The organism is Kordia sp. (assembly GCF_965283645.1).
Lineage (GTDB): Bacteria > Bacteroidota > Bacteroidia > Flavobacteriales > Flavobacteriaceae > Kordia.
In genome coordinates this window covers 3925663-3944971 of sequence record NZ_CBDIPG010000001.1, presented here as the reverse complement: position 1 = coordinate 3944971, position 19309 = coordinate 3925663, and the positions used below count along the sequence as shown (strand labels likewise).

At 34.4% G+C, this 19309-nt stretch carries 17 protein-coding genes and 10 tRNA genes; 26 read left to right on the top strand and 1 reads right to left on the bottom strand.

Annotation, left to right across the window (positions count from 1 at the left end; translation table 11 throughout):
* The first annotated feature begins 63 nt into the window (after nucleotides 1-63).
* The 24 genes from ACQ654_RS17510 to ACQ654_RS17395 all read left to right on the top strand — a co-directional run bounded on the left by ACQ654_RS17510 (nucleotide 64) and on the right by ACQ654_RS17395 (nucleotide 16459).
* Nucleotides 64-285 (top strand): phosphate ABC transporter substrate-binding protein, encoded by a 222-nt coding sequence (locus ACQ654_RS17510; protein ID WP_430411640.1) that lies wholly within the window; start codon nucleotides 64-66, stop codon nucleotides 283-285.
* Nucleotides 267-1013, top strand: a complete 747-nt coding sequence (locus ACQ654_RS17505) for a nucleotidyltransferase domain-containing protein (RefSeq protein ID WP_430411639.1) — start codon at nucleotides 267-269, stop codon at nucleotides 1011-1013. Before ACQ654_RS17510 ends, ACQ654_RS17505 begins: the two co-directional genes overlap by 19 nt.
* Entirely contained in the window at nucleotides 1010-2071 is a 1062-nt protein-coding gene (locus ACQ654_RS17500) for a nucleotidyltransferase domain-containing protein (RefSeq protein ID WP_430411638.1), read from the top strand. Before ACQ654_RS17505 ends, ACQ654_RS17500 begins: the two co-directional genes overlap by 4 nt.
* Nucleotides 2068-2778, top strand: a complete 711-nt coding sequence (locus ACQ654_RS17495; RefSeq protein WP_430411637.1) for a hypothetical protein — start codon at nucleotides 2068-2070, stop codon at nucleotides 2776-2778. Before ACQ654_RS17500 ends, ACQ654_RS17495 begins: the two co-directional genes overlap by 4 nt.
* Nucleotides 2765-4132 carry an SDR family oxidoreductase gene (locus tag ACQ654_RS17490; RefSeq protein ID WP_430411636.1) on the top strand — a complete coding sequence of 456 codons (1368 nt, stop codon included), beginning with the start codon at nucleotides 2765-2767 and terminating at the stop codon, nucleotides 4130-4132. The genes ACQ654_RS17495 and ACQ654_RS17490 overlap by 14 nt, the downstream gene beginning before the upstream one ends.
* A 30-nt stretch (nucleotides 4133-4162) precedes the next feature.
* Nucleotides 4163-4233: transfer RNA gene (locus tag ACQ654_RS17485), tRNA-Asp, on the top strand.
* A 14-nt stretch (nucleotides 4234-4247) separates the two neighbouring features.
* Nucleotides 4248-4319, top strand: a tRNA-Asp gene (locus tag ACQ654_RS17480).
* Nucleotides 4320-4346: 27 nt separating this feature from the next.
* Nucleotides 4347-4658, top strand: a complete 312-nt coding sequence (locus ACQ654_RS17475; RefSeq protein WP_430411634.1) for a hypothetical protein — start codon at nucleotides 4347-4349, stop codon at nucleotides 4656-4658.
* Nucleotides 4659-5477: 819 nt separating this feature from the next.
* Nucleotides 5478-5558, top strand: a tRNA-Tyr gene (locus tag ACQ654_RS17470).
* A gap of 85 nt (nucleotides 5559-5643) precedes the next feature.
* Nucleotides 5644-5715 (top strand) — tRNA-Asp (locus ACQ654_RS17465).
* A gap of 47 nt (nucleotides 5716-5762) precedes the next feature.
* Nucleotides 5763-5834, top strand: a tRNA-Glu gene (locus ACQ654_RS17460).
* A 6-nt stretch (nucleotides 5835-5840) separates the two neighbouring features.
* Nucleotides 5841-5914 (top strand) — tRNA-Leu (locus ACQ654_RS17455).
* Nucleotides 5915-5942: 28 nt separating this feature from the next.
* Nucleotides 5943-6014 (top strand) — tRNA-Arg (locus ACQ654_RS17450).
* Nucleotides 6015-6120: 106 nt separating this feature from the next.
* Nucleotides 6121-6193 (top strand) — tRNA-Met (locus ACQ654_RS17445).
* Nucleotides 6194-6200: 7 nt separating this feature from the next.
* Nucleotides 6201-6273 (top strand) — tRNA-Ile (locus ACQ654_RS17440).
* A gap of 750 nt (nucleotides 6274-7023) precedes the next feature.
* A tRNA-Lys gene (locus ACQ654_RS17435) sits at nucleotides 7024-7091 on the top strand.
* 331 nt (nucleotides 7092-7422) lie between these two features.
* Nucleotides 7423-8523 (top strand): slipin family protein, encoded by a 1101-nt coding sequence (locus tag ACQ654_RS17430; RefSeq protein WP_430411633.1) that lies wholly within the window; start codon nucleotides 7423-7425, stop codon nucleotides 8521-8523.
* Nucleotides 8524-8631: 108 nt separating this feature from the next.
* Nucleotides 8632-9075 (top strand): helix-turn-helix domain-containing protein, encoded by a 444-nt coding sequence (locus ACQ654_RS17425; protein WP_430411632.1) that lies wholly within the window; start codon nucleotides 8632-8634, stop codon nucleotides 9073-9075.
* Nucleotides 9076-9470: 395 nt separating this feature from the next.
* Nucleotides 9471-11024 (top strand): S53 family peptidase, encoded by a 1554-nt coding sequence (locus ACQ654_RS17420; protein ID WP_430411631.1) that lies wholly within the window; start codon nucleotides 9471-9473, stop codon nucleotides 11022-11024.
* 37 nt (nucleotides 11025-11061) lie between these two features.
* The gene (locus tag ACQ654_RS17415; protein ID WP_430411630.1) at nucleotides 11062-11472 is read left to right on the top strand and encodes a hypothetical protein; all 411 of its coding nucleotides are present in this window, start codon (nucleotides 11062-11064) and stop codon (nucleotides 11470-11472) included.
* Nucleotides 11473-11551: 79 nt separating this feature from the next.
* Nucleotides 11552-12973, top strand: a complete 1422-nt coding sequence (locus ACQ654_RS17410) for a hypothetical protein (RefSeq protein WP_430411629.1) — start codon at nucleotides 11552-11554, stop codon at nucleotides 12971-12973.
* Between the two features lie 94 nt (nucleotides 12974-13067).
* Nucleotides 13068-14144, top strand: coding sequence for a phosphotransferase family protein (locus tag ACQ654_RS17405; protein ID WP_430411628.1), 1077 nt, complete (start codon nucleotides 13068-13070; stop codon nucleotides 14142-14144).
* A gap of 4 nt (nucleotides 14145-14148) precedes the next feature.
* Nucleotides 14149-15204 (top strand): T3SS effector HopA1 family protein, encoded by a 1056-nt coding sequence (locus tag ACQ654_RS17400; protein WP_430411627.1) that lies wholly within the window; start codon nucleotides 14149-14151, stop codon nucleotides 15202-15204.
* Nucleotides 15197-16459, top strand: a complete 1263-nt coding sequence (locus ACQ654_RS17395) for a lanthionine synthetase LanC family protein (protein ID WP_430411626.1) — start codon at nucleotides 15197-15199, stop codon at nucleotides 16457-16459. The genes ACQ654_RS17400 and ACQ654_RS17395 overlap by 8 nt, the downstream gene beginning before the upstream one ends.
* A gap of 104 nt (nucleotides 16460-16563) precedes the next feature.
* Here ACQ654_RS17395 and ACQ654_RS17390 read toward each other — a convergent pair whose 3' ends face one another.
* Nucleotides 16564-16785 carry a hypothetical protein gene (locus tag ACQ654_RS17390; protein ID WP_430411625.1) on the bottom strand — a complete coding sequence of 74 codons (222 nt, stop codon included), beginning with the start codon at nucleotides 16783-16785 and terminating at the stop codon, nucleotides 16564-16566.
* Nucleotides 16786-17508: 723 nt separating this feature from the next.
* On the opposite strand from ACQ654_RS17390, the gene ACQ654_RS17385 reads away from it, so the two are divergent.
* The gene (locus tag ACQ654_RS17385; RefSeq protein ID WP_430411624.1) at nucleotides 17509-17844 is read left to right on the top strand and encodes an arsenosugar biosynthesis-associated peroxidase-like protein; all 336 of its coding nucleotides are present in this window, start codon (nucleotides 17509-17511) and stop codon (nucleotides 17842-17844) included.
* 172 nt (nucleotides 17845-18016) lie between these two features.
* Nucleotides 18017-19072, top strand: coding sequence for an arsenosugar biosynthesis radical SAM (seleno)protein ArsS (arsS, locus tag ACQ654_RS17380; protein ID WP_430411623.1), 1056 nt, complete (start codon nucleotides 18017-18019; stop codon nucleotides 19070-19072).
* Nucleotides 19073-19309: the final 237 nt, after the last annotated feature.

Below are 19309 nucleotides of genomic sequence, written 5' to 3'. Positions count from 1 at the left end.
TATAATCATGCAAACTAAAAAAGGTTCACTGTTTTAAGTATTTAACAAATAACTTAAAACAAAATGAAAAGATTTAATCGCTTCAAAAAGGCTTTTGGTCTTACTGATCATGAACTAATCGATTTTCCTAAAAAAATATCTGGAACAAAAATTTCTAGAATTTATTTAGGTGAAGAATCAGGTTGCAGCTGGTGCTTTCCGCACGGTTATGAAACAATCAATTGTACAATTCCAAAACGAAACTGGAAAAGTCAAAGAAAAAAACAATGGAAACAAGAATCTTAGAAAAACTCAACGAAATAGAACACGATAAAAATATCGAAATCTTATTCGCTGTCGAATCAGGAAGCAGAGCTTGGGGCTTTGCTTCGCCAGATTCCGATTATGACATCCGCTTTGTGTACAAACACAAGACCGAGTGGTATTTGAATCTTTGGGAACAAAAAGATACAATTCAATTTATCACGGAAGACGAATTGGACGGTTCAGGTTGGGACATTCGAAAAGCACTAAAATTGCTTTCAAAATCGAATGCATCTTTGCTCGGTTGGCTCTTCTCTCCTATTGTGTACCGAAGTTCTGGAACGTTCTTAGAAGAAATGAAAGCCGTTGCAATTGACAACTTTAATCCTGTTGCGGGCTTCTTTCATTATCATAGTATGAATAAAAATTTTGAAGAAACTCTAGGTTCAAGTGAAATGACGTTAAAAAGTTATTTCTATGCGATTAGAACTGCGTTGTGTGCCAATTGGATTTACAAAAAAAAGACAATTCCGCCAGTAGCATTTAAAGAATTGTATTCACTTTTAGATACAGATTCTTGCTTGCTTTTGGATGAATTAATTCTGCTAAAAAGTAAACATATTGAAAAAAGTGATGAACCTGTTGATATCCGTTTGATCGATTTGGTAAAACGAATTGTTGCTGAAAACAATGAAGTTCGAAAAGACTTGAAAAACGCAAAATCAAATCCTGATAATTTTAATGCATTATTTTTAAAAACAATACAATGACACTTTCAGAACTCAAAAAATCTGGATATATTATATTTGAATGTATCAGCGGAAGTCGCGCATACGGATTAGATACGCCGACTTCCGATACGGATATTCGAGGTGTTTTTGTATTGCCAAAATCGATGTATTATTCGTTGGAGTATATTGATCAGATTAATGATGAAACAAATGATACTGTATATTATGAATTGCAGAAATTCATCTCGTTGTGCACAAAAAATAATCCAAATATTCTTGAATTATTAAATGTTTCAGAAGATTGCATCTTACAAAAAAATCCACTATTTGATCAAATCAAACTAGAAACATTTCTATCCAAACAATGCGAAAAGTCGTTTGCAAATTACGCGTTTACACAAATCAAAAAAGCGCGTGGATTGGAGAAGAAAATCGTGAATCCGATGGAAAAAGAACGCAAATTTGTGGTGGATTTTTGTTATATCTATGAAAATGGAACTTCAATTCCGTTGCAAACGTTTTTAGCTGAAAAAAACATCAAACAAAAACATTGTGGCATCACAAATATTCCGCATTTAAAAGACTGTTGCAATCTATATCACAACGAAAATATTCCTTACAAAGGAATTATGAAAAGTGAAAACGCGAATGAATTAGCACTGAGTTCTATCCCGAAAGGGGAAAAATCAATTGGATTATTATTTTTCAATAAAGACAGTTATTCTTCCTATTGTAAAAAATATAAGGAATACTGGAATTGGGTTGAAAAACGAAATGATGAGCGTTACAAAACTACCATTTCACATGGGAAAAATTACGATTCCAAAAACATGATGCATACCTTTCGTTTGTTACGCATGGCGAAAGAAATTGCTACAGAAAACACCATTCATGTAAAACGTCCAGATCGCGAATTTTTATTAGACATAAAACATGGTAAATTTGAATATGACGAATTGGTCACCTGGGCAACGGAATTAAAAACAGCATTGGAAACTTTGTACATGAATTCTAATTTACCAGAACGTCCAAACTTAGAACCGATTAACGAATTATTAATTCACATCAGAACCGAATTTTATAAAACAAAAAAGTGAACGCATTATTAGACATCGCATATTCTATCAAAAATTTCCTTTCGGAAGATTGGAAAGCGCAATATGGCGTGTTTTTACAAAACGAGCATTTGTCTTTGCTTTCGCGAAATGTGTATGCGTTGTATCGAAACGATGTTACTAAAATTCACGGAAAACCACATTTTGAAGAAGAAATCATTCCCGATATTCAGGAAGTATTTTCAATCTTTAAAACACAGTTTCATACCATCAAAAAATACAATTTTGAATGGAACGTAATCACGCGAAAGGCGTTTGCTACTGCATTGAAGCAAACGCCTTTTGCACATGTATTAATTTTATCTGGACAGCGATTAACCTCAGCAAGTTTACAAGATGAACAAGCAATTCCACCATTACGGAAGGACTTGATGAAAAGTAGTTTTGAACCGTATAACAATCAAATTTCGAAAGCTGTACGTGCTTGGGAAAAACATGCGCAACGTTCTTCTGATAATTTTTGGGGAACCATTAAAGGAAATACGCAAGAAAAAGAAGAAAACGTGCAAAAACTCATCAAACATATGCTTAAACATAAAACTTGGTGGAATATATTTACACATTACAAACACGAAATTGTATACGAAATTCGTATTGAAAGTGGACACGGAATTCGTTGGAAAAAAGAGAACTTAGAACTCATTGGATTTTTAGAACCTTTTGAAAATTACGATTATGACAGAACATGAACAGATCTATAATTTTTCGCAACAAGAATGGGAAACGTGCCTAAAGGTTTTGCATGCGCTGAAAGAAAATCCGTTGGAGAATCCAGACAACAAACAGTTTGGAACGCTGATTACGAAGATTCATAAAAAAGCTAAAAAATTGAATCGAAAAGATAGTTATTCCACAAAAAAAATAGCCGATTTAGAAACTATCTTGAACAGTGAAATTTCTAAAAATGCATTGCAAAACACAACAATTTATCAGGACGAAAAAAAAGCACAACAATCCTTTACAAAACTAAATGTTCCCAAAAATTGTTATTGCTGTAACGCTTCATACAAACTTGCACATTCGTTCTACAATCGGTTATGTCCGTCTTGCGCGGAAATAAACTATGAAAATCGTTTCAAAAATCTCGATTTCTCAAATAGAAACATCATTTTAACTGGCGGACGTGTAAAAATTGGATACGCAACTGCACTAAAAATGCTACGTTCCAATGCAAATTTGACGGTAACAACACGTTTTCCTGCAAATGCATTAGATCAATTTCGTCAAGAAGAAGATTATGAATCTTGGGCAGCTAATTTAGTGGTGTACGGACTAGATTTACGAAATTTAAAATCGGTTGAAAACTTCATTCATTATTACAAAAGCAACCATGAAACGCTGGATATTCTCATCAATAACGCAGCGCAAACCATAAAATATACAGATCAATATTACACGCCATTACTTACAAAAGAACAACAATTACTAAATGATTTTTCAGAAATAAAACATTTGATCGCGAATGAAACGCCTGTAGCAAATGTAAAATTATTGGAAAATCATATAGAAAAAAACTTTTTAGAACTCAATCGATTTGGACAACCAATTGACAATCGGTCTAAAAATAGTTGGAATGCTACGTTGGAAGAAATCTCAATGCAGGAGTTAATTGAAGTCAACTTAATCAATCAAATTTCTCCGTATTTCTTAATCAAAGAATTGCTGCCTTTATTGAAGAATTCAACCTTTAAAAGAAAACACATTATCAACGTAACTTCTTCAGAAGGACAATTTAGTTACAATAACAAAACGATGTATCATCCACATACAAACATGACCAAAGCGGCTTTAAACATGATGACACGAACTTCAGCAATGGCTTTTGAAGAAGATCATATTTACATGAATGCTGTCGATGTTGGTTGGGTTTCTACGGGCGCACGTGAATCTTTACGTAAAACACAATTTCAAAAAGGATACATTCCGCCATTAGATCCTGTAGATGGCGCGGCGAGAATTGTACATCCTATTTATGAAAACGAAAAAAACAATACTATATTTACAGGAAAGTTATTAAAAAACTACGCTGTTGTAGATTGGTAAAAGTGACATAAAAACATATTGATACAGCAAAGATTGATAGTTTAATTGGAAGAATACCTAGATCATCTCTGGAGGTGCGAGTTCAAGTCTTGCTCAATCTTTGTAAAAAACGGCAACGGTAGTAGCTCAACTGGAAGAGTGCCTGCCTGTCACGCAGGAAGTGCGGGTTCGATTCTCGCCTACTGTTGCTTATTTTAAAAAATGTAACTAAGTTATGCTTTACGAAATCATCAGAATTACTGAAAGCGAAGATATTTTTGATGGCAATGAAGATGTTTTTGTGAAATTTACTAATGGAGATCAATACATAGCTACCTTCTTTACCTACAAAAATATTGAAACACTAAGACAAAAAAATAAAAAGATAGGAGAAGAATTATATGGTAACTATTTTTGGGCAACTGATATGATACTGATTGATAATTTAAACATTACAACCATAAAAGATGTTATTGATAATTTACTAAAGAATGATAGTTTTCGTTCTGTTTTTCAAAAAATTGAATCAGAAAATGAAATTGACTAATTAGTATCTCATTTTTTAGTATAGAATCAATTAGACTCAGTATAAATAAACTATAAAATTTGGAAGAAACCTTATAAAAATTACATATTTGCCACACTAATGACAAGATATCACATACATATAACCTCTATTTGCCTGAAAAGTCAAGACAGAAATCGCGGAATGGTTGAACCATTTTGGCGAAACAGGACGCTTTATGTACATTTTTATAAGTAAATTTTAATATGAAATAACTCAAAAACTATACAAACAACAAGCGTCCAAGAAATTGGGCGCTTTTTTTATGAAAAAAAATTAAAAAATGTTTATCGCATAATCAAATAGAAAATAATACGCATTGAAACAAAAAACAATTGAGAGACAGACAGTTGTCAAAAAGTTCAGTATCCGTTAACAAACGGACAGGAATTCTCATGCTTAAATTTAAACATAAACACCTGATTATCAATAAAATAAATTTAAAAAATAGTTGTGTAATCAAAAAATCGTTTACATATTTGCAACGTCAAAAACAAAAAACGACATCATAAAAAATATATCATGAATCATACAACAATACATCACATATCCGCCTTTGCAAGTATTCTCCGATCGCTGGAAAGTTGCAGACTGTTTATACTAGAACAGAAAGGAGATATTATGTATATGAAAAAACGGGAGTATTATAAAGATACGTTGCAATGATTGTAACGATATATAAACTTTATAAAAGCATCTCCCGAAAAAAGAGATGCTTTTTTTGTGTTTGATATTTTAGAAGAGCAAATAGTGTTAATTACAATTTTAAAATAAGCTTGTGAATTCAACGAAACAAAATCTGGAAGTATTGAGCAACTGGTGGCTCGCCTGACTGTAAATCAGGTCTTTTAAAGCATGTAGGTTCGAATCCTACTACTTCCACAAAATATAGCTATGGTGTAATTGGATAGCACCAGAGATTTCTAATCTCTTAGTCTAAGTTCGAGTCTTAGTAGCTATACAAAATAGTATCGTAACGCAACGGTAGCGTGCTCGACTGTCTCTCGAGAAGTTGCGGGTTCGAATCCCGTCGGTACTGCAAAATTGAGAATAGAAGCTATGAAGTTTCTAGTACATAATTAAAATGCTCCGTTCGTCTAACGGCTAGGACACCTGCCTTTCGAGCAGCTAATGAGAGTTCGATTCTCTCACGGAGTACAACATACAGGAATGGCGGAACTGGCATACGCGGCTGTCTTAGAAGCAGTATTTTGAGAGTTCGAATCTCTCTTCCTGTACAAAACGCAATCTTGAAAGGAGTGCAACAAGTTTATGGTGTAATGGATAGCACTTTAGCCTACGAAGCTGAAAGTATAGGTTCGAATCCTATTAGACTTACAAAATTGATCTGTTGTGTAACGGCTAGCACACGAGATTTTGATTCTCGGAGAAGAGAGCCTGTGCTGAACTTGATTCAGTATTCGATTCCTCTCAGATCTACTATAGCGATATAGCTTAATTGGTAAAGCACTGGTCTCATAAGCCAGAAGTTGAAAGTTCAAATCTTTCTATCGCCACTAAAATAGTGATATAGCTTAATTGGTAAAGCGTCAATCTGATACATTGGCAGATGAAAGTTCGATTCTTTCTATCACTACAAAATGGTGTCTTTAGTTTAGTGGTAAAACGCCTCACTGTGAATGAGAAGAACAGGGTTCGAAATACTTTAGTATTCATGAACTCCAAATTATCAAATAAATAGTACGTGAACTAACCCCGAAGTCACCCAAAAGGGAATAATAGCAAAGTTGGTCAATGCGCTGGTTTGAAATGAGTTTATGAATTCATCGAAACCTATTTATTCCAAAAAAAGAATGTAGTTTAATTTTTAAAATAGTGAGTTTATATCTCAAAGATGCAAGTTAACTCCTTGCCATTCTACAATTAGTAAATCACTGGTAACATATTATGATCTAAGATGCTTAGTGTTCAAAATATAGTATCAGAAAAAATAGATTTTAACTACGCAAAATGAATGCGCAGTTGTGTAAAATATTTGTAATCGAATTGAAGAAATAGATTCAACAATACAAATGATTACAAAAAATTACATCAAACAAAAAAATCACATTCGTATAACGAATAGAAAATATCAAGCGAGTCTTGTTGCGTGTTTCTGTATAGCACCATTGTATAAAACGTTGCAAAGTTTGTATCATGTTTTTATATGCAACTCGACTTGGAGGCTTCGGGTTATTAGCCAAATAATAGTCCACCACGGTCAACGTAGGTCATGGGTTCGATTCCCATTCTCGCAAGAGATAGTTCAGTCAGGTTAGAACGACGTTTTTGGTTGTCATCGGTTCGAATCCGATCATTAGCTTGGATGCAAGTCCTTGGCTTTTGTAGCTCAGTGGCAGAGCACTACACTTTTAATGTAGTCGCGGGAAACCGCCCGAAGTTTGATCTCTTCTAAAAAAAGATCACAGTCTTAAAAACTGTTTTATAAAAACGATGGAGTATCAATCGGCTAACATTTCACATTGAAATCAATAGCAATTTCAACATCGCCTTGACATACTGAAGGTTTATAGCTAGAAATTAGCATTTCTTGAAAATCAAATCAATCTAAAAAAAATACTTGTAAAAGTACTTTGCTTGGCGCGATTCCATTCTCAAAAAATAACTAAGTAATCTCTGTAAACATCTCTATTTCCGCGAAGGAGAAATGATTGATACGTATCGTTTTTTATCAAAAAAGAAAAGTAAAACCGCCAAAATTGGCAATAATAAAGTACCTAGAAAAATGAAACGAGTACGAATTAACACAGGAAATGTAGGTTTGGTTTTTAAAAACGGAAACTACCAAAAAGTAATTACTGAAGGAACGTATTGGCTAAAATTTAGTCAGCATGTAACCGTGTATAATCTTACTGAAAAGTTTCACGCTCCAATTGCTAGTGAAATTTTATTGCAAGATGTAACATTGGCAAATATGTTAGAAGTAATTGATATTAAGGATGATGAACTTGTATTGCTATTTGAAAAAGGCAATTTTAGAGTGGTTTTAGAAGCTGGACAACACTTGTATTGGAAAGGCTTGGTTGAACGCACTTTTACACGAATTGACTTGAGTAAAATTGAAATTACTGAAATTAAAGACATGAATTTGTTGGGCAACTACAGGTTGACAAGTTATATAAAAGCATTTGAAGTTTTGGAATACGAAAAAGCAATTTTATTGATTGATGACAAGTTTGAGAAAATTTTAAATTCAGGAATGTATCGTTTTTGGCGAAATGCAACAAATATCAAAATTTCAAAAGTAGATATGCGACAATTGCAATTGGAAATTTCTGGTCAGGAATTGTTAACGAAAGATAAAGCGGCAATTCGTATTAACTTTTACACGCAGTACAAAGTTATAGATGTGAAAAAAGCAATTTTAGACAACAAAGACTTTGAAAAGCAATTATACATTGCCATGCAATTAAAGTTGAGAACGTTTGTTGGAAATTACACATTGGATGAATTGTTAGACAGAAAAGAAAACATTGCCAATGCTGTATTTGAAAACATCAAAGATACAGTTGAGACTTTAGGAATTAAAGTTTTGTATTGCGGAATTCGTGATGTGATTTTAACTGGAGAAATGAAAGATATCATGAATCAGGTATTAATTGCACAGAAAAAAGCACAGGCAAACATCATTACACGTCGTGAAGAAACTGCTTCGACAAGAAGCTTGTTAAATACGGCAAAATTGATGGAAGAAAACGAAATGTTATATCAGTTGAAAGAAATGGAATATGTGGAAAAAATCGCAGATAAAATCGGTGAGATTACAGTTGCTGGAAACGGCGGTGTTGTAAAACAATTGAAGGATATTTTTTCAGTCAACAAATAGATATTTAAGATACATAATCACTATGTTTTTAACCCAAGTCTCATTACCGTTCTACCAAAACGGTTTTGAGACTTTTTAAATTTTTAATACACTTTTACCAATTACAAAATGTTACGTTTACTAAAAAAATTAATGTATTTTTTTCAAAATATTTTAAAAAAAGAACACGAAGAATTCAAAAAAAATACACTTGACATTAATGAAGTTATTGTACTAAATGTTATGGATAAGCTCTCTAATTTCGAGAAAAATCAAGAGTTTTTAAAGCAAGTATCATTACATACTTTAGCAAGAAAATCACAAACAAATCCGAAATATTTATCTAAGATTATCAATATTCATTACGAGAAAAATTTTAGTTCATATATCAATGATTTACGCATAAAATATCTTTTGAAAGAATTGCAAAAAAATGACGAATTAAAAACATATACTGTAAAAGCACTGGCGAAAAAGTTAGGGTTTACAAGTACAGAAGTATTCTCTAAAGCGTTTAAAAAACATACAGGAATAAATCCTTCGACGTACTTACACAGCCTAAATCACCGCTAAATATTGTAGTATATATGCTTCTAAAATCTGTTTATTAATTTTCTTAAACTGACGAGTTCCTTCATTTTTAAAATTTTAAAGATGTTGGAACTTTTCTTTTTATAATTTGATAAAAATTGTAGCATCTTACACATTCTAAAAGTATCTTTTTAAAACTCAATAAAATATTTTTACCACGTACTACTTTCTTCTTTAGCTTTTATACAACACACACAACCAGATTTACCGTAAACACCTGATAATCAAAATAAAAAACCGTCATAAAAAAGTTATTAGGTATTTATTACGGGCTGAAAAGTGATAATACTCAATCTTAAAATCAAGTGTAAGTACGTATCTATACTCAACATCTAATTTGCAACTTTGAGAAACTATAACCAACCTTATCATTTTTTATGGAAGCTTCTCAAGAAAACACCACACCAACTGACGTATTAGAAATTAAAGTATACGTTCCAATCAATGAAATTACAAAACGACAACAAGGAATGATCGACAATGCAATCGATAAACATCCTAAAGATCGTAAATACCTATCAAATACTTCGCACTCTAAAATATTTGCTCCAGATAAAAATCGTGCAGACGAAATCATTGAATATGCCAAAGCTCAAAATTGGGATGTAGCATTCGATAAAACAGCACGTGAAATTACTATTAGAATAAATTCTGATGATATTTCTGATGAAGAAAGCGCTACAAGCATTGAAGCCTTAAAATTTTTAAGCGAACAAGGAGATATTCATCTTGATGCCAAAGAACAAGAAGAACAAGAAGAAGGAGAAGAAAAACAAGAAAGTGCTAGTGCAGAAGACATTGTAAATCCAGCTCAGAAAACAGGTTTTGTAAAAAATAATACAGAAAAAAGAGTTGGTAACGGATATACAGTTCCAATTCAAGAATCTGCACACGGACATAGTGCCATTGAAATTGCAGACGCTTATAACTTTCCAGAAGGTGATGGAGCAAAACAAACAATTGGAATTATAGAATTAGGTGGGAAATTTGAACAAAGTGACTTAGAAACCTACTTTGAAACATATGATTTAGAAGTTCCAGAAATTCAAGTGGTTGGCAAGCCTGCTACAACACCAATTAACGATAATGTAGAAGTTACCGCAGACATTCAAGTATTAGGAGTATTAGTTCCAAAAGCAAAATTGGTAGTGTATTATGGAACGAGCATATTAAGCGCTATGAAAACTGCTTTAGCCGATACTAAAAACAATCTAACTGTAATTTCTATCAGTTGGGCAGGATCAGAATTAGGATATTCTCAACAAGAAATTTTAGAACTAAACAACGTTTTTTATGAAGCGGCTTTAAAAGGAATTACGGTTCTTGGAGCTTCTGGCGACAATGGTGCTTTCAACAACAAAACATATGCAAATGTAAATGTTCCTGTAAACTTTAAACACGTGCTAGGTTGTGGCGGAACAAAGCTTGAAATTTATGAAGAACGAATCATTGCTGAAACTGTTTGGAATGAATCTACACGACAAGCGCAAATAGGAACTGGTGGTGGTTTTAGTCAACGAGTTGCTGAAGCAGGATATCAAGCTAAAGCAATTCAACAATACTTAGAAAGATATCCACAATTTGAACCATACCACAAAGCTGGCGGAACAGGTATTCCTGATGTTGCCGCAAATGCCGCGGACGCTACAGGCTATGCTATTCTCTTTGAAGGAAATTGGGCAAAAATTGGCGGTACAAGTTTGGCAACACCATTATGGGCAGCACTAATTGCTCGTATGAATCAAAACTTAGGTTATAGATTAGGGTTTATCAATCAGCATCTATATGCATTAATGAATTCAGAAGCGTTTCATCAAATCACTGAAGGGAACAACAACTTATATCTGGCTTCGGAAGGTTGGAATCCTTGTACAGGTTTAGGATCTCCTGATGGGAAAAAGTTAATGGAAGCTATCAACGCTTTAGACTAAACTACATAGTTAACGATACTAAAAAAAACATACAATCATGGCAAAAAAATTAGCATTGGATGAACTTCCTAAACGCTTAATCATTGATGGAAAAAAAACAGAAGATGTAATAATGGTATATGGTTTTGTTGCTGAAGGTCCAGAGGAAGATAATATCACATTCTACTTAGATACATTACTAAAAACTTCAGTAGTAATCAAAGATGAAGATATCATACATGATGTAAACATTACCAAAACGCATAGCGCTATTGGCGGAACCATCATCTGGATAAAAAATGCTTCTAGTTATCTGCAAGAAAATACACAACAAGCACAACAAGATGCAGAACAATTCTTTCAAGGAGACATTTATCAGCAATATGCAAATACTGCACAAGGGAACACAGTTACAAAACCACAAGGAGTACAAGCTTCTATTTGTGGATGCGGTAATTGCGGTAACTAAGAGCTGAACACATCTGAATGAACACCAAACACTTTTAAGTGTTTAAAAATCATATTATTAACCTTTAAATTTAATTATTATGTTTACATTTTTTCAAGGATGTGGAATACCTCCTATTACCCTAACTTGCGGTAATGGCGGAGGAGCACATGCACAAAATGTTGGCCCCACAGGAACACAAGGTTGTACGCAACCTGGACATTGTTACGGACCAACTGGAACACAAGGGTGCACACAACCACAAACTATTTTGGGACCAACAGGAACACAAGGGTGCACAATGCCTCCTCATTGTTTAATTGGACCTACTGGAACACAAGGTTGTACACAACCAGGTCACTGTGTCGGACCAACAGGAACACAAGGATGTACAATGCCTCCTCATTGTTTAATTGGACCAACAGGAACGCAAGGTTGTACGCAACCTGGTCACTGTTTAGGACCTACAGGTACGCAAGGATGTACACAACCACAAACTATTTTACCACCAACATTACCTCCAGCGTGTGTACCTCACACAGTTGGATGTACGGCAATTACACCTTGTCCGACATTACCGTGTCCTCCAGGTGGAAATGCACAAGCACAAACTATTTTACCGCCAACATTGCCTCCTGCATGTGTACCTCACACAGTTGGATGTACGGCAATTACACCTTGTCCAACAATCCCTTGTCCTCCAGGTGGAAATGCACAAGCGCAAAATGTTGGAATTACAGGATGGCATGGTTGTATTCCTCCTACTGGTACACCACCAGCTACAGTTTGTCCGCAACCAACATATCCTATAGGCTGCACAGGATACCAAGGATGTCTTACACCAACAGGAACACCACCTGCTACGGTTTGCCCACAACCAACTGGTACTGCACAAGCACAAACGATATTCCCTACGGAAATTTGCCCAACATTAATAGCATGTCCAGGAGCACATGCACAAACTGTTCCGCCACCTTCTATGATTTGCGCTACATCAATTGCATGTAATGCACAAGCACAAAACGTTGGACCAACAGGAACACAAGGATGCACACAACCAGGTCATTGTGTTGGAGAAACTGCATATCCAGGATGTACAGTTGTAGGACCAACAGGTTACGAAGGATGTGAGCAAAATGATGCACAAGCACAAACGCTTGGGCATACAGCTTACTTAGGATGTGGAGAGCACGGAACTGCTGCTACACTTTGCACACAACCAAGTATGTGTCCTGATGGAGATGCACAAGCACAAACGCTTGGACATACAGCATACCCAGGATGTGGAGAGCACGGAACTGCCGCTACGCTTTGTACACAACCAAGTATGTGTGGTGGACCAACACACCTTTTAGGATGTACTGGTTACGAAGGATGTAATCAGCCTTCAAGAACTGCTGCTACATTATGTACGCAAATAGGATGCGATGGTGGAGGAAATGCGCAAGCACAAATCCATAGTATTCCAGTTGCTGACTGTATTCCAACACGTAGTTGTACAGGAGCATGGCCAGTATGTTAATACTAACTTATCTTAAATAGATACAGTTATTTTTTATATAAAGCTGTCTGTAATTTTGCAGGCAGCTTTCAAAAAACTCAAAAAAATTACTTTTATGCGCTTAACAAAGAAAAATATTACTCATTATCTACTAGACAAAGGTTTTTTAGAGCCATCTTCTTTTATGTCTGGAGATTATTTGCTTACTCAAACACAAAGCAGAAATTCTATATTTAAGATTCAACAACAAGCACACGGATTATTTGTTAAGCAACTAGTCGCGCAAGACTCCACAAATAGTTATTTAATGCAGAAAGATGCAACAAGTCATTATTTAATTCATCAATCAGATTTATATAAAGAAACAGCAAATCATATTCCAGATTATTACGGATATGATCCATATCATAATATCTTAGTTACTGAGTATTTTGCTAACACAAAAAATGTGCATGAAGTAACGTACCGAGATAAAAAATTATCAAAAGAACATGCAGTAAAAATGGGGCATATTTTAGCTTCATTCCATTTTGATATTACAGAAAAAATTAAAGACAATAGTTCTCTTCAGTTTTTCAGCAAACAAATCCCTTGGGTTTTAAACACAGGACAACTCTTAAATGCGAATCCAAATGGTATTACAAATACGGTTATTTCCGAAATTCACAAACATCAAGACTTAGTTCAAAAAATAGAAAAAGTAGCGGCACAATGGGAAACAACTAGCTTAATTCATGGAGATATTAAGTGGATGAATTTTATTGTAATGCCAAACAATGAAGATGTAAAACTAGTCGATTGGGAAATTGCCGATTTAGGCGATCCGTTATGGGATGTTGCAGGTGTTTTTCAATCATACTTTAGTGCGTGGGTTTTAAGTTTCAACAATCAAAATATACAACAACATCAACAAATACAAGGAAACGAATTTTTATCCGTAGAAAGTATTACGCCAGTTGTAAAACTACTTTGGAACACGTATGCCGAAAAGCAAGAATTTACACCTGCTGAATCTAAAAAGAAACTATTAAAATCACTTTCATACATGTCAATTCGAATGATTCAAACTGCTTTTGAAAATAATGTAGCACAAAAACAATTACATCCAAATTCAGTTCGAATATTACAATTTTGCAATCACATTTTAGGAAATGCAGAAGGAATTGCTAAACAATGGAATTTAATAGACTAAGACGATGAAAGATACCATATACACACAGCAAATAAAAGAAATTACCGAAGCTATAGAAATTACTTCACTCAGCACTTATAAAGTAAATGGAGAAGAAGAATACGTGAAAAATCAAATGCCGTATCAAACATTTGCAGAAGATTTTAAATCGTTTGGAAGTAATGCTACCGTTGATTCTCAACAACAACGAATCAATCTGGTAAATGCCTTAACAAATACCATTTATGCAAAATTCTATTGTGGTATTAAAAATGGCGATCATTCATCCAAAATTCCTCCGAAAGGAGAACGCGAAGCATTTATGGAAGAACTTTCTAAAGAAAATGCTTCTACCAACGGATTCGATTATCATTGGAATATATACAACGTGGACGCTTCAACGGGCAACGCATATGTTCAAAAAAATGGTGAATTACGTTGGTTGCAACCAAACGGTTATCAATTTGTAAATCCTCAACAAAAACAAGCGGCAATTAACACCAAAGTAAATATCATACGTCAAAAAGAAAACAGAAACATTCAGCCCGTATTCTATCATGTATTCAGCAATGAAATATTCCCACAAGAAGTAGAACTTGGAAGAATTTACTGGAATGTAACTCCAGAAGGTGCTACAACACTAATCAACTTACTAACAACAACACTAAACGATTACAAAATTCCATTTCAATTTAAATGCTTAAATCATCCTGAATTATACGTCCGGTCGGATTCTGCAGTTTTATATCTCAGCAAAAAACATGTGCAAATTGTAGCTATGATACTAAATGCGGTAATTCCAAATTTAGAACCGTATCTTGTAGACGAAATTCCGATGTTTACCAAACAACTTTTCAAAGGAGTTGGCTACGCGGAAGATCCTGGGAAAGGGCAAAGTTTTGGAATGAGCAGATCGTCAACCATTGCAGAAGCGATTGTTGATGCTTTTCAGAAAGAAAAAAACAAAAAAGAAACGCTCAATAATGTAATTAGCTTTCTATCAAGAAAAGGAATGATATTACACCGCTTACACCTCAACAAACACACAACACTAACGCCAACGTTCCCAACTTATGAATAATATTGAAACCACTCCAAAACTAGAGGTACAGATGTATGTAAAAACAGCACACAACATTGGCAAATATTTAGCAAAAGAAGCTATTTGGTATAAAGATATGTGTAACTGGGCAGGTCATGAAGTAACTGTCGTTGGCGGTAATTACGAAACCGCCGTAAAAGCCTGTAGTATTGATTTATACAGCGGACTTACAGGAATTGCTTTATTCCTTACCGAATTATACAACAAAACGCAAGATCCTATCATATTGCACACATTAAACGGTGCATTAAAAACAATTGACTTCAACTTAGAAGGCGATAAAGTAAACAATTTTGGCTATTACTCAGGTAAAATTGGTGTTGGTTATACCTTATGGAATATTGGAAAAAAACTAGGAAACGATGAACTTTCTGCAAAAGGCTTGGCCTATGTAAAATCTGTAAAAGATGAAGAAATTACAAATCATGAAGTAGATATCATTTCGGGAGCGGCAGGATCAATCTCAGTATTACTAAAACTATACTATGCAGAACAAGATGATGAATGCTTAGAAATTGCAAAAAAATGTGGTCAATTTTTACTAAACAGAACCATCAAAAAAGATGACACATGTGCTTGGATGACTGTTGACAAAACAAATGCCTTAACAGGCTATTCACATGGTGCTTCTGGTATTGCCTCTGCATTAATGGAACTTTACGCAACTACCAAAAGTGAAGAATATTGGCACGCGGCTATGGGCGGATATAACTACGAAAAAAAGTGGTTTAATGAGCAAACACAAAACTGGCCAGACTTGCGTGAATACAAAGGCGACAAACCTTTAAACTACGGAACCATGTGGTGTCATGGTGCGCCAGGAATTGCCATTGCGCAACTAAAAGCGTATGAAATGACGAAGCATGAATACTTTTTGCATGAAGCGAAAGTTGCCTTAGAAACCACAAAAAGAGCGGTGATTCAAGAAATAAATCCGAACGCGCAAGCAAATTTTTCATTATGTCATGGTTTGGCTGGAAACGCTGATATATTACTATACGGACATCAACTACTAAACATCCCTGAATATGTGCAAATTGCAAAAAAAGCAGGTGACTTTGGTATTGCACAATACGATGCAACAGGCGTCATATTTCCGAGTGGTGTAAATGATCCTAGCGGATTAACCATTGGGCAACAAGAAAATCAAGGACTCATGCTTGGAATGTCAGGAACAGGAATGTTTTACTTGCGTTTGGCAGATATAATGATTCCTTCGGCTTTGGTGCCTTAAAAATAATACCTTAAAATCTCAACTTCTTTTAATAAAAGAAGTTGAGGTTTTTTCAAATAAATGATAATTTATTTACTAAACTTTCACCAATAATTAATATACTATTAAGGGCATAATAATGGTGTTTCTGAAATGCAAATATCAGAAGGTTTTGGTGGACACGTAATAAGAGTGTTATTAGGACAAGCAGAGCTACACACTATTTTACATTTAGTTTCGCAATGACTTACTGCTGTGTTATCTAAGATTCCTCCTGTAATTTCTAAACTATGTAAGTTAGAAATACTTTTTTTTCCTAAGCTTAATTTTAAATTCTTTTTCTTCATTTTTAATTTATTTTTAAAATTTATAATTGAACAATTTTAAGGAGAAAAGGGCGCAATTTATAATTCTAAAAGCCATAATCATCGAATTAAAGGTAGTACCAACAATAGAACAATAAATATCAACACACTCACAATAATACACTTACACAGAACTACGGTTAAATATCAATTAAAAAAATTGCACAACTCTATCGCTCCTATTTTAAGCTATTTAATTTCCAAAAAAACCATGTTCCTACAACCAAAACTTCATAACAAGGGTTATTTTCCCTTATAATTCTATGGTATTCCCTAAAGATTAGATACATAGAACCATGTACTTTTATACATTCAAAATTCAAAGAAAAATACATGTGTTCTTGAATTGAGGTTGTAGTCATTCATATACAAATGAACACATCACATCATTGAATTTGAGAAAATCCTAAGTGTAATGCTTAGGATTTTTACTTCAATGAAACTCACTTTTGAGAAGTTTACATTGAACTTCATTTAGGATTTATGACGAACTCACTAGAGTATAAAAGGAAAATCATAAGTCTTATTTTTTTCAGTTAGTTACTATTTAGTCTTTATTCTTGTATCTAACAGCGTAGCGATCTTTTTTCAAGCAACAGTAATTTTCTTTTATTCCTTTGTAAAGTTTCTAAAAAAACTACGTCTTACCATAGACCATTTGATTTTGCGTATTTTAGCAAATCTCAAATTACAAACACACATAAAATGGACAAATCATATTACAATCCAAGAGACTTAAAAAAATTCGGAGCCATCACAGAATGGAGTGAAGAACTTGGAAATAAATTCTTTGAATATTACGGTAAAGTCTTTGAAGAAGGCGCGCTAACACCACGCGAAAAATCACTAATTGCATTAGCAGTAGCACATACAGAACAATGTCCATACTGCATTGACGCCTATACAACAGATGGTTTGCAACGCGGAATTACCAAAGAAGAAATGATGGAAGCCATTCATGTTGGTGCCGCTATCAAAAGTGGCGCAACATTGGTACATGGTGTACAAATGATGAACAAAGTAAATAAGTTAGAGATGTGAGTAGATTGTTAATTTTGCTTTGCAAAATTGTACAAGTCACTCATCTTGACGAAGGTCAGGATCTCTCACTAATTGAAATCTAAAAGCAAATAGATTTCGTATATACTGAAACAAAAGGTATAAAAACCTCATTAGCGAAACTCAAAATTGAGTTTCATAAAAAAATTGATACATGGCGACAAAGTCCCTAAAAAAAAGAGAAAGTGAACTTGCAAACAGTAATCGACAATTAGAAATTCTATCCAATGGAATCTTTCAAAGTGGCGAATTACCAACGTTTGCAAACAAAATAAAAGAAACAAATCAATTTCCCCTAAAACCTAAAAAAATTGAAATATTACAAATCAATGTAGGGTATATGTGCAATCAGGTGTGTTCACATTGTCATGTAGATGCTGGTCCAGACAGAAAGGAAATCATGACGCGTGAAACCATGCAACAATGCTTGGATGTCATTGAAAAAACAGGCGCACATACGCTCGATCTTACAGGCGGAGCGCCAGAAATGAACCCACATTTTCGTTGGTTTGTAGAAGAAGCTTCCAAAGTTGGTGTCAAAGATTTCATTGTACGATCGAACTTAACCATCATTCGTGCAAACAAAAAATACTACGATTTGCCTGAATTCTTCAAAAAACACAACGTGCATGTTGTTTCGTCAATGCCACACTGGACACGTGGAAAAACAGACAAACAACGTGGTGACGGAGTTTTTGACAAATCAATCAAAGCATTACAAGAACTCAACGCAGTTGGGTACGGAATGCCCGATAGCGATTTACGATTAGACTTGGTTTACAATCCATCAGGAGCATTCTTGCCAGGCGATCAAATGGCAATGGAAAAAGATTTCAAAAAAGCATTATTGGATGATTTTAATATTCAATTTCACAACTTATTTGCCATCACAAACTTGCCAATAAGTCGTTTCTTAGATTACCTAATCGCTTCCGAAAACTATGAAGATTACATGTATTCGTTGGTAGAAGCTTTCAATCCGGGTGCAGTTGCCAATGTAATGTGTACCAATACAATTTCGGTAAGTTGGGACGGTTGGCTATACGATTGCGATTTCAATCAAATGCTCGATTTAAAAGTAGCAACAAAATCGCAACACATCTCAGAATACAACGAAGAAGATTTAAGCAAACGAAATATCATCATCTCACAACACTGCTACGGTTGCACAGCTGGCGCAGGAAGTAGTTGCCAAGGAACTGTGACCTAGTTGCTAAAAAGCTAATACTTTTTTCCTAGTGAAGTAAGAATTGAAAGTGATGATCGTCAGAAATAATGAGCGAAAAACGGAATTGCAAAGCGAAGTTTTAAGCATGTAATGTAGTGCATGAGCAAATGTTGCACAGCAATTTCCTATAGATCGTCTTGACTTTTTTGGTTCGTTTTTGTGTCAAGACAAAAATAAACATATACTGTAAAAGTTTAACAAAAATAAAAGATGATAACT

Excerpts from the sequence above, each read along its gene's own strand:
- ACQ654_RS17420 (WP_430411631.1), top strand. The coding sequence starts at position 9,471 with ATGGAAGCTTCTCAAGAAAACACCACACCAACTGACGTATTAGAAATT.
- ACQ654_RS17390 (WP_430411625.1), bottom strand. The coding sequence starts at position 16,785 with ATGAAGAAAAAGAATTTAAAATTAAGCTTAGGAAAAAAAAGTATTTCT.
- ACQ654_RS17415 (WP_430411630.1), top strand. The coding sequence starts at position 11,062 with ATGGCAAAAAAATTAGCATTGGATGAACTTCCTAAACGCTTAATCATT.
- ACQ654_RS17395 (WP_430411626.1), top strand. The coding sequence starts at position 15,197 with ATGAATAATATTGAAACCACTCCAAAACTAGAGGTACAGATGTATGTA.
- ACQ654_RS17410 (WP_430411629.1), top strand. The coding sequence starts at position 11,552 with ATGTTTACATTTTTTCAAGGATGTGGAATACCTCCTATTACCCTAACT.
- ACQ654_RS17430 (WP_430411633.1), top strand. The coding sequence starts at position 7,423 with ATGAAACGAGTACGAATTAACACAGGAAATGTAGGTTTGGTTTTTAAA.
- ACQ654_RS17500 (WP_430411638.1), top strand. The coding sequence starts at position 1,010 with ATGACACTTTCAGAACTCAAAAAATCTGGATATATTATATTTGAATGT.
- arsS (WP_430411623.1), top strand. The coding sequence starts at position 18,017 with ATGGCGACAAAGTCCCTAAAAAAAAGAGAAAGTGAACTTGCAAACAGT.
- ACQ654_RS17505 (WP_430411639.1), top strand. The coding sequence starts at position 267 with ATGGAAACAAGAATCTTAGAAAAACTCAACGAAATAGAACACGATAAA.
- ACQ654_RS17510 (WP_430411640.1), top strand. The coding sequence starts at position 64 with ATGAAAAGATTTAATCGCTTCAAAAAGGCTTTTGGTCTTACTGATCAT.
- ACQ654_RS17405 (WP_430411628.1), top strand. The coding sequence starts at position 13,068 with ATGCGCTTAACAAAGAAAAATATTACTCATTATCTACTAGACAAAGGT.
- ACQ654_RS17385 (WP_430411624.1), top strand. The coding sequence starts at position 17,509 with ATGGACAAATCATATTACAATCCAAGAGACTTAAAAAAATTCGGAGCC.
- ACQ654_RS17475 (WP_430411634.1), top strand. The coding sequence starts at position 4,347 with ATGCTTTACGAAATCATCAGAATTACTGAAAGCGAAGATATTTTTGAT.
- ACQ654_RS17490 (WP_430411636.1), top strand. The coding sequence starts at position 2,765 with ATGACAGAACATGAACAGATCTATAATTTTTCGCAACAAGAATGGGAA.
- ACQ654_RS17400 (WP_430411627.1), top strand. The coding sequence starts at position 14,149 with ATGAAAGATACCATATACACACAGCAAATAAAAGAAATTACCGAAGCT.
- ACQ654_RS17425 (WP_430411632.1), top strand. The coding sequence starts at position 8,632 with ATGTTACGTTTACTAAAAAAATTAATGTATTTTTTTCAAAATATTTTA.